This is a genomic window from Agrobacterium sp. H141 (genome assembly GCF_057158725.1).
In genome coordinates this window covers 2,228,831-2,242,284 of record NZ_CM169893.1, presented here as the reverse complement: position 1 = coordinate 2,242,284, position 13,454 = coordinate 2,228,831, and the positions used below count along the sequence as shown (strand labels likewise).

The following is a 13,454-nucleotide window of genomic DNA, read 5'->3' as shown; positions in this document are numbered from 1 at the left end:
CCAATTTAGCCATTCTAATTTACGAAACGTAGATGTTTTGACCCTAGATCTGGCGTTCACAATTGGACGTCGACCTGACTTCGCCAGACAGCGCAGACAAACAAACAGAACAACCTGGGGGTCATCTTGGCCGCCGGGTCAAAAATGGAGGCTCGCTCGACTATGGTATCATTTCCTTTTTCTTCCGATGCCAACGCGGTTTTGGCCGCCTTGAGCAAGTCTCAGGCGGTCATCGAGTTTGACCTGACCGGAAAGATCCTCACCGCCAACGAAAACTTCTGCCGCGCGCTCGGTTATGAATTGAGTGAGATTGTTGGCCAACATCACCGCATGTTTGTCGATCCGGCAGAAGTGTCATCGGCGGAATACAAGCAGTTCTGGCTTAATCTGGCCGCTGGCAAGTTTGACCGCCGTCAATTCAAACGCATCGCCAAGGGCGGAAAAGAGGTCTGGATCGAGGCCTCGTACAACCCGATCTTCAAGGGCAAGAAGCCCTACAAGATCGTCAAATTCGCCACCGACATCACGGACACCAAACTGAAGTCGGCGGAAGATTCCGGCAAGCTGACAGCGCTGTCGCGTGCACAAGCCATCATTGAGTTCACGCCTTCAGGCGATGTCATCACCGCCAATGACAATTTCAACACAGCGCTCGGCTATACCCTGTCAGAGATTCAGGGGCGGCATCACTCGATGTTCTGCGATCAGGACTATGTTCGCACCGCAGACTATAAAAAATTCTGGGAGCGTCTTCGCGGTGGTGAATTCATCGCCGAAGAGTTCACCCGCATCGGCAAAGGGGGCAAGAAGGTCTATATTCAGGCGTCCTATAACCCCATCTTCGACATGAACGGCCGCGTCTTCAAGGTCGTCAAATTCGCAACGGACGTAACTGACCGCGTCGACAACGTGAACACGCTTGCCAGTGGAATGCGCGGCATGGCAGCCCGTGACCTGACCATCTCGATCGACAAGCCATTCATTCCGGCACTCGACCTGCTGCGCCAGGACTATAACTCGGCGGCCGAAATGCTGCGCACGGCTCTTCGAAGCGTTGCTGAAAATGCAGGACATATCGCGTCCGGTTCGAGCGAGATACGGTCGGCTTCCGATGATTTGTCAAAGCGCACGGAGCAGCAGGCAGCCTCTGTCGAGGAAACAGCAGCAGCGCTGGAACAGATTACCACCACGGTCGCCGATTCCAGCAAGCGCGCCGACGATGCGGGAAAGCTCGTGTCGCGCACCCGGGAAAATGCGGAGAAGTCAGGCATAGTCGTACGCAATGCCATCGCTGCAATGGGAGAGATCGCAACCTCGTCAAAGGAAATCTCCAACATCATTGGCGTCATCGACGACATCGCCTTCCAGACCAATCTTCTGGCTCTCAATGCAGGTGTCGAAGCCGCCCGTGCCGGCGATGCGGGCAAAGGATTTGCGGTTGTCGCCCAGGAAGTGCGAGAACTGGCGCAACGCTCCGCCAAGGCCGCCAAGGAAATCAAGGCGCTGATCAACACCTCCGGCGAGCAGGTCAAGAGTGGCGTCAATCTTGTCGGTCAGACCGGACAGGCATTGGAAGAAATCGTCAAACAGGTCCATGACATCAACACCAATGTTGCCGCCATCGTGGAATCCGCCAAGGAACAGTCCATCGGACTGAAGGAGATCAACCAGGCCGTCAACACGATGGATCAGGGCACACAGCAGAATGCGGCGATGGTTGAGGAAACCAATGCTGCAAGCCATTCACTGGCGTCGGAAGCCGATGCCTTGTTCAAGCTGATCAGCCAGTTCCAGCTCAATGATGGCAAGCAATCGGCAGGCTCGGTGCACCGGACGGCACGCCCTGCCCCAACACCCGCCAATTCATCGGTCGCAAGGCCAATCCGTTCCGCGGGCGGCACCCGCGGCAATGCCGCCCTGGCGGTCAAGACCGAGAACTGGGAGGAGTTTTAATGACCGGAATTTCCACCAACCATGATGGCAAGGCGACGCTAGACATCATCGCCTTTACGCTCGGCCAGCAGAGCTTTTGCATCGAGACCACCTCTGTCCGCGAAATCAGGGGTTGGGCCCTGTCGACACCGATGCCTCACAGTTCGCCGGAAGTTCTGGGCGTGATCAACCTGCGTGGTACAGTCATCCCGACCATCGACCTGTCGCGTAAACTCGGAATGGCCGCTGGCATCACCTCGGAGCGCAGTGCCATCGTGGTGGTCGAAGTCTTCGGTAAACCGATAGGCCTTCAGGTCGAGCAGGTCACTGACATGATCTCGGTCACGATCGACCAGTTGCAGCCGACACCGGACCTTATCAGCTCTTTCGAGCGCTCCTATTGCGAAGGCGTCATCACCCATCAGTCCGGCATGATCTGCTTTTTGAACCTGCAGCGCATGTTTGCCGAGGGGCTTGAAGAACTGGCCGCCTGAGGCCCGCGCAAAACTGCCGATCGGCTTCGATCCGGCATCCAGATTGACCTGTGAGAATATCCATATTGTCGAATATATGGTTGTTCAATCAAGGCGTTACACGTAAATGGCGAATCGTGTTATCCCTTCCTCCGGCGGATACGATACGGGGATTGATGATGCCGAATACGCAGGAGATCGAAGTCTGGGCTCTCCAACGCGCCGAGCAGATTGTCTTGAGCGAAGGCATGAAGCTGATGGAGGCGGCCCAGTGGCTTGATCGCAAGAAGACGATGAAGGCATCGGCACAGTTACGTGTCGCGATATGCCAGTCCTTGGTCGAAGCGCTGGCGAAAACCGAATTGCCGAAACCGCGTGAGACGGAAGACAGGTTTGATCAGGAACTGGACAGCCGCACCTCGATCATCGATCAGACCATAAAAAATTCAGCCAAGCCGCCCGAAAGCAATGGCCTTGCCGGCCGGCTTCCGCCATTGATGATGTTCAAGGTCAGTGCATCGGGCTGAACGGATCACGACTTCGAGAGCGCCCTTTCCAAGCGGCTCCATTACCCTATTCTAATAGTGTCAGCACCGAATCATGAGGTACTTGTATGCCCGGATATCGCGTACCCACTATTGTCTTTCTGTCTCTCCTGTCGCTCGCCCTGCCCGCATCGGCCGACGAGACCACCGATAGCATCCGCAAAGTGATCTCATCACAGATAGCGGCCTTTATCGATGAGGATGCATCCAAAGCCTTCTCCTTTGCCGCCCCTGCCCTGCAAAAACGCTTCGGCGATCCACGCGTTTTCGTTGAAATGGTGCGCAAGAGCTATGGCGCGATCTTGCGCCCGGGCGCTTATGCCTTCGGCAAAAGCCATGTCGATGACGACAAGTCCCACGCCTTTCAGGTGGTCTTGATTTCCGAGCCGGACGGCAAGGAATGGGCCGCACTTTACGAAATGGAACGCCAGACAGATGGTCGCTATGCCATCAGTGGCGTCCGGATCATGCGCGATAGCGTCAGCAAGGGCATATAATTTTCGCCCTACAGCGCGCGCCCCTCGGCAATCAACTCTTCAGCGTCTTCGCGGTCCGTTGACAAGACACGTTGGGCGAGGTCGAAGGAAAAGCCGTTGCGGGCGAAGGCCGAAAGCTCCTTGGCCCGGCGCTTCTCGTCGGCGTCCAGGCGGCGAAAAGGTCCGAAAGCGCGCTTGCGGGCAAAGATCATGGCCGCCAGAAGGTCATCTGTGTCGGCCAAGGTCTCGGTTATAAGGGCGCGATCGACGCCTTTTTCAGCAAGTTTGCGGGCAATCCCGCGTTTCGATTTTCCGCTGGCAATGGAGGAGCGGCGCTTGATGTCGGCATAGGCCTTGTCATCCAGCACCTGCAGCGATCGCCCGAATTCAAGGGCGATATTGGTCAAAGCCACGATCTCGTCTTCCGATATGTCCTCGAACTTTTCCTTTGCCTTGCGGCTGATGGCCTGGACGAGCTCGTGCTCGGTCATCATGCGCCGCGACAGACGATAAATCGTCGAACGCTTGACCCAGGCAACCATGCGTTTGGTTGGCTCTGGCTTACCGTCTGTTGCGTCTGCGAAGAAATCGGGCTCGGTCATGGCGGTTTTTTACCACGCCAGGCAGTGGCTGACTATCGGTACGAATGGGCTTCTGAAGACCAATCATTGTCCGTGGTGCGCTTCATGTTTTACCCCCAAAGTTTAGGGATATTCAAATGGGGTCGATATCGCCGCGCGCCCACATATCCTGCGTTTCCGCCATGAAGTCCTCGAACCGCCCCTCCTCGAGCGACTTGCGGATGCCTTGCATCAGTTCCTGGTAATAGGCCAGATTGTGCCAGGAAAGCAGCATGCCACCCAGCGCCTCGTTGGAGCGGACCAGATGATGCAGATAGGCGCGGGAATAGTCCCGGCTGGCGGGGCAGTTGGACTGTTCGTCCAGCGGACGCATGTCTTCGGCATGGCGGGCATTGCGGATATTGACCTTGCCGCGACGGGTGAAGGCGAGGCCATGCCGGCCGGATCGCGTCGGCATGACGCAGTCGAACATATCGACCCCACGCGCCACCGACTTCAGCAGATCGTCCGGCGTACCGACGCCCATCAGATAACGCGGCTTTTCCGTTGGCAGCACCGGCAGAGTGATATCGAGCATATCCAGCATGACGGCCTGTGGTTCGCCCACGGCCAGGCCGCCGACGGCATAGCCCTTGAGGTCCAGTTGTTTCAGGCCCTCGGCCGAACGTATGCGCAGATCCGGGATGTCTCCCCCCTGCACGATCCCGAACATGGCCTTGCCCTGCTGCTCGCCAAAGGCCACGCGGCAGCGCTCGGCCCAGCGCAGCGACATTTCCATTGCGCGCTCGATTTCCGTGCGCTCGGCTGGAAGCCTCAGGCATTCGTCGAGCTGCATCTGGATGTCGCTGTCGAGCAGCCCCTGAATTTCAATGGAGCGTTCGGGCGACATGTGGTGGGTTGAGCCGTCCACATGGCTTTTGAAGGTAACACCCTTCTCGTCGATCTGGCGCAATGCCGACAGCGACATCACCTGAAACCCGCCGGAATCGGTCAGGATCGGATGAGGCCAGCGGATCAGTTCATGCAGCCCGCCCAGGCGGGCAACGCGCTCGGCGCCCGGTCGCAACATCAGATGATAGGTATTGCCGAGAATGATATCGGCGCCCAGATCGCGCACCTGATCGAGATACATGGCCTTGACGGTGCCAACGGTCCCGACCGGCATGAAGGCCGGTGTGCGGATCACGCCGCGCGGCATGGAGACTTCGCCAAGGCGCGCCTTGCCCGAGGTCGCTTTCAGGGTGAACTTGAACGTATCATGCATCAATCATGTTTCCGGTGAAGCAGGCTTGTATCGCCATAGGAATAGAAGCGGTAGCCATCGGCGATGGCGTGGGCATAAGCGTCTCGCATGGTCTCAAGGCCGGCAAAGGCCGAAACCAGCATGAACAATGTCGATTTGGGCAAATGGAAGTTGGTCATCAACATGTCGACCGCACGAAATCGGTAGCCGGGTGTGATGAAGATGCCTGTCGGGCCGGCAAAAGGCAGGATGTCTCCCTCTTCGCTCGCAGCACTTTCGAGCAGACGCAAAGAGGTGGTTCCGACACAGACGACGCGGCCGCCGCGCGCCTTGACGGCGTTGAGCTTTTGCGCGGTTTCAGCCGACACATGACCGATCTCTTCGTGCATCTTGTGCTCGGTTGTATCCTCCGCCTTGACCGGCAAGAACGTGCCAGCCCCGACATGAAGCGTCACGAAATGGCGCTCGACGCCTGCGGCGTCCAGCTTATCGAAGAGATCCGGGGTGAAATGCAGGCCGGCGGTCGGCGCGGCAACAGCCCCTTCTTCACGGGCGTAAATGGTCTGGTAGTCGGCACGGTCCTGCGCATCCTCATGCCGTTTGGCGGCAATATAAGGTGGCAACGGGATATGCCCGACCGTGGCGATCGCCTGGTCCAGATCGGGACCGGACAGATCAAAGGCAAGGTCGATTTCGCCGGCCTCGCCCTTTTCTGCGACGGTGGCTGCAAGCGTGCCCAGCAGGCAGGTCTCGCCGGAATTGCCAAATTCGATCCGGTCGCCTTGCTTGATGCGCTTGCCGGGCCGGGCAAAAGCCTTCCAGCGATTGGCAGCGACGCGCATATGCAGCGTGCAGGACACAGCGGTGCGCTCGGCGCCTTCGCGCAGGCGAACGCCCTCCAATTGCGCCGGGATCACCCGCGTATCGTTGAACACCAGCGCATCGCCTGCATTCAGAAAGGACGGCAGGTCAAAGGCATGGCGATCCGCGAGAACGGGGTCGCCGTCGGGCTTGACGATCAGCATGCGCGCGTGATCACGCGGGCTCGCAGGCCTCAGCGCAATGCTGTCATCCGGCAGATCGAAGTCGAACAGATCGACGCGCATGGTCATCCTTCAGAAACGAGAAAACCCGCCCCGGTGCCGAAAAGCACTGGGACGGGTTGCTGAGATAGCGGCCTTAAGCGTCGGCGGCAACCTTCATCGATGTGATCGAATCAGGATCGCTGACCGGCTCACCCTTTTTGATCTGGTCGATGACATCCATGCCTTCCATGACCTGACCCCAGGCAGAATACTGCTTGTTGAGCCAGGGAGCATCGGCGAAGCAGATGAAGAACTGGGAGTTGGCCGAGTTCGGGCTCTGCGAGCGCGCCATGGAGCAGGTGCCGCGGACATGAGACGTTGCCGAAAATTCAGCCTTCAGGTCCGGCTTGTCGGAGCCGCCCATGCCGGCACGTGCCGGATTGAAGTCAGAGCCACCCTTTTTGCCGAACTTCACGTCGCCGGTCTGGGCCATGAAGTCTGCGATCACGCGGTGGAAGACAACGCCATCATAGGCCCCTTCGCGCGCAAGTTCCTTGATGCGAGCCACATGCTCGGGAGCCACTTCCGGCAGCAACTGGATCGTGACCTTGCCCTTGGTGGTTTCCATGATGATCGTGTTTTCCGGATCTTTGATCTCGGCCATAGTATCTCTCCTTGTAGTGTGGGCGTTTCGCCCCTTACTTCCTGCCGACGGTGACCTTGATCATCCGGTCGGGATTTTCCACGGCGCCGCTCTGCGGATCGCCCCGCTTGATCTTGTCGACGTAATCCATGCCGGCGATCACCTGTCCGACGACCGTATACTGGCCGTTCAGGAACGACCCATCGTCAAACATGATGAAGAACTGCGAATTGGCGGAATTCGGGTCCTGCGAGCGCGCCATGCCAACGGTGCCGCGCTTGAACGGAACGTTTGAGAACTCGGCCGGTACATTGGCAAGCTTGGAGCCGCCTGTGCCTGCCCGCTGGGGATTGAAGCCGTCTTCCATATCGCCGAATTCGACGTCGCCGGTCTGGGCCATGAAGCCTTCGATGACACGGTGAAAGGCGACATTGTCATATTCGCCCTTGGCAGCCAGTTCCTTCAGGCGCGCCACATGCTTGGGCGCAACATCCGGCAACAATTCGATCACCACCGGACCGTCCTTCAGCTGGATTGTCAAAAAGTCGTCATCTGCCGCATGGGCAAAACCGACAAAGCCAGTCAGCATCATGATGCCGGCGGCTGCGAGGGAAATGAGTTTCATGGGGTCTCCCGTCTTGTTTTCGAGCTCATTTCTTGAGCTTTGATTGTAAGGCCTTGAGAACGGTCGCAGGCACAAATGCGCTGACATCTCCGCCCATGGCAGCGATTTGCCGGACCAATGTGGCGGTTATGGGCCGCGACGCCGTCCCCGCCGGCAGGAATATTGTCTGAAGATCCGGTGCCATCTGCTGATTCATGCCGGCCATCTGCATCTCGTAATCGAGATCGGTGCCATCGCGAAGGCCACGCAACAGCAAGGTTGCTCCATTTGCGCGGGCGGCATCAACAGCCAGATTGTCGAAGGAGACGACCGAAATATCCCCTGCCCGCGCTGGCAAGACTTCCGTCAATGCCTGGCGGATCAGATCGGCGCGCTCGTCATAAGTAAACAAGGGCGTCTTGCCCGGATGTATGCCGATAGCCACGACCACCTTGTCGGCAACATTGAGCGCCTGCAGAAGGACGTCGAGATGACCATTGGTCATTGGATCGAAAGAGCCGGGATAAAAAGCAGTCGCCATAGGTGCCTTACCGTGTTTGCCGCCTTTTGTCATGGAAGCGGTTTGGCTGCAAGCGCTTTGCTTGTCTACACCACTGCCTATGTACCGCAGATGAACGCAGTATTCAGCATCGCTTCAAGCGCGTTGTGGGACAAGGGAGGCATGCAAGGCGGGATCGGCGCCGAATGAGAAGGAATACTGGAATGCTTGCCATACTCGCGCTCTCCGCCACGCTATTGTCCCTCATCGTGGAATATACGTTTCAAGTGCTTGCAGAGCGCTTTGAAATAGATGGAAACGACGAAGGCTGAACTTGCAAGCGTGTGCGCTGCCGCAATTTAGGCGTCATTCTTGTTCTTTTATCCACCTCATGCGGAACCTTTAACGAAGTCTTTCGTTTTTGAACCACGCACAAACATTTTTCCAAAGGGACCATGCCATGCGCGACAAAGTAACGGTTATCAATCTGGCCTGGATGCTGACCATGACCGCGATGCTGGCCACGTCAGTCGGCTTTTACATGAACACCGAGGATCAGGCGAGCTACTACGGTCCGCCGATCACGGCGCGGTATCACAGCTTCGGCCACTAAAGAGAGAGCCTGCGGGCACGAACGGAATTGGAGACAGCATGTTTGCAACATTGACCATACTGGCAGCGCTTATCAGTGGAATGTTTGTAATCTCGGTCGCGTCCACGATTGTCGCCTTGCGCCGCGAGCGCGAAGAGCTTGATGCAATGATGGCTCGACGCGAACTGTTCTAGGCCGTTTGCCTCTGTCCGATTGCGTCTGCCGCAACGCACGAAAAAGTCTCTGAGACGTAGGATAGCCCAGCCCCCGAAAGGGCCGGGCTATTTTTTTTTACCGATTACTCAGCAGTATTGCCGGATGTGTCTTCGCTGCCAGGCTCGATCGCCGCTGCCTCGTCAGACACAACAGCCTCGCCCTCACCTTCGGCCACGACATCCTCGTCTTCAGGCTCACGAACGCGCTCGACAGACACGACCTTTTCGTCCTTGGCCGTCGAGAATATCGTCACACCCTTCGTTGCACGGCTGGCAATCCGAATGCCGTTGACCGGAACGCGGATCAGCTGGCCACGGTTGGATACCAGCATGATCTGGTCCGCGTCGTCGATCGGGAAGGCTGCGATCAGTTCGCCGATTTCCGCAGTCTTGGAGGTATCGGTTGCGCGGATACCCTTGCCGCCACGACCCGATGTTCTGAAGTCGTAGGAGGAGGACCGTTTGCCGAAGCCACGTTCTGCAATTGTCAGCACGAACTGTTCAAGCTGCTTCATCTGCTGGTAACGCTCTTCAGACAGCTGGCCTTCTTCGACCACCTCTTCACCGACCAGTGCAATTTCTTCCACCTCTTCGCCAGTGACGGCACGACGTTCCTGTGCTGCACGCTTCAGATAGGCTGCGCGCTCCCATGGCTCGGCATCCGAATGATGGACGATTGTCATCGAGATGATGCGGTCGCCATCGGCCAGATTGATACCGCGCACACCGATGGAGTTGCGTCCTGCAAAGACGCGAACATCGGTGACCGGGAAGCGGATGCACTGACCAAGCGCCGTCGTCAGCAACACATCGTCGCCAAGTTCCGGTGTCGATCCGGTGAGGTCCGGCTCGCGGCAGGTCTCGACGGAGAGGATTTCGTCACCCTCTTCTTCGAGTTTCATCGCGATCTTGCCGTTGCGATTGACCTGGATGAAGTCGCTGAGCTTGTTGCGGCGCACGGTACCGCGCGTCGTCGAGAACATCACGAACAGGTTGTCCCAGGTGCTCTCGTCCTCAGGCAGCGGCATGATCGACGTAATGCGCTCGCCGGCTTCCAGCGGGAACATGTTGATCATGGCCTTGCCGCGCGAGGTTGGCGTGCCGATCGGCAGGCGCCAGACCTTCTCCTTGTAGACGATCCCGCGCGAGGAGAAGAACAGCACCGGCGTATGGGTATTGGCAACGAACAGACGCGTTGCGAAATCCTCGTCCTTCATGGCCATGCCGGAGCGTCCCTTGCCGCCACGGCGCTGGGCGCGGTAGGTGGCAAGCGGAACGCGTTTGATATAGCCGGCATGCGAAACGGTCACGACCATGTCTTCGCGTGCAATCAGGTCCTCGTCGTCCATGTCCGGACCGCCTTCGACGATCTGGGAACGGCGCGGTGTGCCGAATTCATCGCGAACGGCCGCCATCTCATCCTTGACGATCTCCATGATGCGCAGGCGCGAGGACAGGATGTCGAGATAATCGGAGATTTCCGCACCGATCTTGTTCAGCTCGTCGTCGATTTCATCGCGACCAAGAGCGGTCAGTCGGGCCAGACGCAATTCGAGGATCGCGCGGGCCTGCTCTTCCGACAGGTTATAGGTATTGTCGTCATTGATCTTGTGACGCGGATCGTCAATCAGGCGGATCAGCACATCGACGTCGTGGGCAGGCCAGCGGCGTTCCATCAACTGGGTCCGCGCCGTTGCCGGATCGGGCGCCTTGCGGATCAGGGCGATGACTTCGTCGATATTGGCAACCGCAATCGCCAGACCGACCAGGATATGGGCGCGGTCACGCACCTTCTTCAACAGGAACTTGGTGCGGCGGCTGACCACGTCTTCCCGGAAGGCGACGAAGGCACGCAGCATGTCGAGCAGCGTCATCTGCTCTGGCTTGCCACCTGTCAGCGCCACCATGTTGCAGCCGAACGAGGTCTGCAGCGGCGTGTAACGATAAAGCTGGTTCAAGATCACGTCGGCATTGGCATCGCGCTTGAGCTCGATGACCACACGATAGCCTTCGCGGTCGGACTCGTCGCGCAGATCCGAGATGCCCTCGACGCGCTTTTCGCGCACCAGTTCGGCCATCTTCTCGATCATCGTCGCCTTGTTCACCTGGAACGGGATCTCGGTGATGATGATCTGCTCGCGATCGCCGCGCATCGGCTCGACCCGGGCCACACCGCGCATGACGACAGAACCGCGACCGGTCTCATAGGCAGAGCGGATGCCGGAGCGACCGAGAATCATCGCACCGGTCGGGAAATCCGGACCCGGAATGATTTCCATCAGTTCCGGCAGTTCGATCGCCGGATTGTCGATCAGTGCAATACAGCCGTCGATGACTTCGCCAAGATTGTGCGGCGGAATGTTCGTGGCCATGCCGACCGCGATACCGCCGGCCCCATTGACGAGCAGGTTCGGGAACTTGGCCGGTACCACAACCGGCTCGGACATCGTGCCATCGTAGTTGTCGCGGAAGTCGACCGTATCCTTGTCCAGATCGTCGAGCAGCGAGTGCGCGGCCTTCTGCAGGCGGCACTCAGTATAACGCTGAGCGGCCGGCGGGTCGCCGTCGATGGAGCCGAAATTGCCCTGACCGTCGACCAGAGGCAGGCGCAACGACCAGTCCTGCGCCATACGGGCCAGCGCGTCATAGATCGCCTGGTCGCCGTGCGGATGGTATTTACCCATCACGTCACCGGTGACGCGTGCGCATTTCACATACTTCTTGTTCCAGTCCAGACCCAGCTCGTTCATGCCGTAGAGAATACGGCGATGCACAGGCTTCAGGCCATCGCGGACGTCGGGAAGTGCGCGGCTCACGATCACGCTCATGGCGTAATCGAGATAGGACCGTTGCATTTCCTCGATAATGGAAATCGGCTGGATATCGGACGGGAATTCGCCGCCGCCGGGAGTATTTTGCTCAGTCAAATCAGGTCACGATCTCTATTCAGAATCACTACTCAGCTTATAGCCGAAAGGGCGTTGCAGCGCCAATTTCGCCAGCCGTTTTAAACAGACTTTTGCCCGCGAAGTAAACGGCCTGAAATGATGTGGTAACGCGGGGTTGCACCCGCCCCCAAGGCTCGGTCATATATGGGCTCAAACGAGGGACTTAGCCATGGCTAGCGGCGATATTCTTATCAACGCCTTCACGACCTTGCTGGTGACACTGGATCCGCCGGGGCTTGCGCCGCTGTTTCTCGGGCTGACAAGTGGAATGAATTCCGTACAGCGCCGTATGGTGGCGTTGCGCGGAACGCTGATCGCCTTTGCCATTCTGGCAGTGTTCGCCATTTTCGGCGCGCGCATTCTCGATCTGCTCGGCATCTCCATCGGTGCCTTCCGCATTGCCGGCGGCATCCTGCTGTTTGCCATTGCCTTCGAAATGATCTTCGAGAAACGGCAGGAGCGCAAGGAAAAGGCGCGCGACCAGGCCGTCACCGAAGATCACGCCCAGAACATCGCTGTCTTTCCGCTGGCGCTACCGCTCATCGCCGGCCCTGGTGCCATTTCCGCAACCATCCTTCTGTCCGGTCATCTGCCAAGTGCAATCGAGCGTATGGAGCTGCTGGCCGTAATCGCGGTCTGCATGTGTCTGGTGCTGGGTGCGATGCTGATCTCCGGCCCGCTCAACCGCTTTCTCGGCAATACCGGGCGCATGATCCTCACCCGATTGCTGGGCGTGCTGCTGGCGGCTCTGTCGGTCCAGTTCGTGGTCGACGGTGTGAAATCGGTGATCACCGGCGCGTGATGGCGCGTTGCTTTCGCATTAGCGTCACGGACCCGGATGTCAGAATCGGAAAAGGGCCGCAAGGCCCTTTTCCTGCAAACACCAATGTTCGGCCTGGCGCCTCTCGATCAAAACGGAATATCGTCGTCCAGATCGCGTGAGAAATTGCCGCTGCCCTGATTGCCGCCACGGGCGCCACCGCCAGCGGCTGCACCGCCCTGGGCGCCGCCGCGCGACTGGTTGTAGTCGTCGTAACCGCCGCCGTTGCCGGTACCGCCGAAATCGCTGCCGCCACCGAAGTCGCCGCCGCGCGATGCACCGCCACCGTCGCCGCGCCCGCCCAGCATGGTCAGGTTGCCGTTGAAGCCCTGCAGCACCACTTCCGTCGAATAACGGTCATTGCCGGTCTGGTCCTGCCATTTGCGGGTCTGCAGCTGGCCTTCGATATAAACCGTCGAGCCCTTCTTCAGATACTGCTCGGCAATCTTGCACAGACCTTCATTGAAGATCACCACCGTATGCCATTCGGTTTTTTCGCGGCGCTCGCCGGACGTGCGGTCGCGCCAGCTCTCGGATGTCGCGATCCTCAGGTTTGCGATCGGTCGTCCATCCTGGGTGCGGCGGATTTCCGGATCCGCTCCCAGATTGCCGATCAGAATGACCTTGTTGACACTACCTGCCATAACTCACATCCTTGCCGCTATCATGGCGGCCCTATTCATTGCCTCGTTTGCGCACACCTTAAAGCAAAGCGCAGCGCGATTGGATTTTACTGGCCAGAATTCGGCTTGTAATCCACAGCCAATTATGTTCTTTTTTTGTTCTATAAATTGCCTATGATCCTGTCAACCGAATCGGGGAGATTGCAGAGAGTTTCTTGCATTCGCCTCGACACCG

General features: G+C 58.3%; 15 protein-coding genes. 7 read left to right on the top strand and 8 right to left on the bottom strand.

The annotated features are described in order from the left end of the window. Nucleotides 1-162: 162 nt before the first annotated feature. The 4 genes from ACWPM9_RS10245 to ACWPM9_RS10230 all read left to right on the top strand — a co-directional run bounded on the left by ACWPM9_RS10245 (nt 163) and on the right by ACWPM9_RS10230 (nt 3,447). Nucleotides 163-1,953: a methyl-accepting chemotaxis protein gene (locus ACWPM9_RS10245; RefSeq protein ID WP_484755031.1), complete on the top strand. Its 1,791-nt coding sequence runs from the start codon at nt 163-165 to the stop codon at nt 1,951-1,953. After that, nucleotides 1,953-2,426: a chemotaxis protein CheW gene (locus ACWPM9_RS10240; RefSeq protein ID WP_428186731.1), complete on the top strand. Its 474-nt coding sequence runs from the start codon at nt 1,953-1,955 to the stop codon at nt 2,424-2,426. Before ACWPM9_RS10245 ends, ACWPM9_RS10240 begins: the two co-directional genes overlap by 1 nt. A 155-nt stretch (nt 2,427-2,581) precedes the next feature. Then, a complete protein-coding gene (locus ACWPM9_RS10235; protein WP_428186732.1) occupies nt 2,582-2,932 on the top strand; it encodes a hypothetical protein in 351 nt (116 codons plus the stop codon). Nucleotides 2,933-3,018: 86 nt separating this feature from the next. Continuing rightward, nucleotides 3,019-3,447 carry a DUF4864 domain-containing protein gene (locus ACWPM9_RS10230; RefSeq protein ID WP_428186733.1) on the top strand — a complete coding sequence of 143 codons (429 nt, stop codon included), beginning with the start codon at nt 3,019-3,021 and terminating at the stop codon, nt 3,445-3,447. A gap of 8 nt (nt 3,448-3,455) precedes the next feature. Here ACWPM9_RS10230 and ACWPM9_RS10225 read toward each other — a convergent pair whose 3' ends face one another. From ACWPM9_RS10225 to coaD, 6 genes are all read right to left on the bottom strand, one after another. Beyond that, entirely contained in the window at nt 3,456-4,028 is a 573-nt protein-coding gene (locus ACWPM9_RS10225) for a regulatory protein RecX (RefSeq protein ID WP_484755030.1), read from the bottom strand. A gap of 112 nt (nt 4,029-4,140) precedes the next feature. Further along, nucleotides 4,141-5,271 (bottom strand): tRNA guanosine(34) transglycosylase Tgt, encoded by a 1,131-nt coding sequence (gene tgt / locus ACWPM9_RS10220; protein WP_484755029.1) that lies wholly within the window; start codon nt 5,269-5,271, stop codon nt 4,141-4,143. Then, nucleotides 5,271-6,356: a tRNA preQ1(34) S-adenosylmethionine ribosyltransferase-isomerase QueA gene (gene queA / locus ACWPM9_RS10215; RefSeq protein ID WP_484755028.1), complete on the bottom strand. Its 1,086-nt coding sequence runs from the start codon at nt 6,354-6,356 to the stop codon at nt 5,271-5,273. The genes tgt and queA overlap by 1 nt, the downstream gene beginning before the upstream one ends. A 73-nt stretch (nt 6,357-6,429) precedes the next feature. Beyond that, nucleotides 6,430-6,939 (bottom strand): peptidylprolyl isomerase, encoded by a 510-nt coding sequence (locus ACWPM9_RS10210; RefSeq protein ID WP_428186737.1) that lies wholly within the window; start codon nt 6,937-6,939, stop codon nt 6,430-6,432. Nucleotides 6,940-6,973: 34 nt separating this feature from the next. Further along, the gene (locus tag ACWPM9_RS10205) at nt 6,974-7,543 is read right to left on the bottom strand and encodes a peptidylprolyl isomerase (RefSeq protein WP_484755027.1); all 570 of its coding nucleotides are present in this window, start codon (nt 7,541-7,543) and stop codon (nt 6,974-6,976) included. 25 nt (nt 7,544-7,568) lie between these two features. After that, nucleotides 7,569-8,063, bottom strand: a complete 495-nt coding sequence (gene coaD, locus ACWPM9_RS10200) for a pantetheine-phosphate adenylyltransferase (RefSeq protein WP_428186739.1) — start codon at nt 8,061-8,063, stop codon at nt 7,569-7,571. A 418-nt stretch (nt 8,064-8,481) separates the two neighbouring features. Here coaD and ACWPM9_RS10195 point away from each other — a divergent pair, with 418 nt between their 5' ends. Both ACWPM9_RS10195 and ACWPM9_RS10190 read left to right on the top strand, forming a co-directional pair. Further along, nucleotides 8,482-8,634, top strand: coding sequence for a hypothetical protein (locus ACWPM9_RS10195; RefSeq protein WP_428186741.1), 153 nt, complete (start codon nt 8,482-8,484; stop codon nt 8,632-8,634). A gap of 38 nt (nt 8,635-8,672) precedes the next feature. Further along, entirely contained in the window at nt 8,673-8,807 is a 135-nt protein-coding gene (locus ACWPM9_RS10190; protein WP_428186742.1) for a hypothetical protein, read from the top strand. Nucleotides 8,808-8,911: 104 nt separating this feature from the next. On the opposite strand, the gene gyrA is transcribed toward ACWPM9_RS10190, so the two are convergent. Then, nucleotides 8,912-11,755: a DNA gyrase subunit A gene (gyrA, locus tag ACWPM9_RS10185; RefSeq protein WP_484755026.1), complete on the bottom strand. Its 2,844-nt coding sequence runs from the start codon at nt 11,753-11,755 to the stop codon at nt 8,912-8,914. 190 nt (nt 11,756-11,945) lie between these two features. On the opposite strand from gyrA, the gene ACWPM9_RS10180 reads away from it, so the two are divergent. Beyond that, complete coding sequence (locus ACWPM9_RS10180) at nt 11,946-12,578, top strand: MarC family protein (RefSeq protein WP_428186744.1); 633 nt, start codon at nt 11,946-11,948, stop codon at nt 12,576-12,578. A gap of 107 nt (nt 12,579-12,685) precedes the next feature. Here ACWPM9_RS10180 and ACWPM9_RS10175 read toward each other — a convergent pair whose 3' ends face one another. Beyond that, nucleotides 12,686-13,240: a single-stranded DNA-binding protein gene (locus ACWPM9_RS10175; protein ID WP_428186745.1), complete on the bottom strand. Its 555-nt coding sequence runs from the start codon at nt 13,238-13,240 to the stop codon at nt 12,686-12,688. Nucleotides 13,241-13,454: the final 214 nt, after the last annotated feature.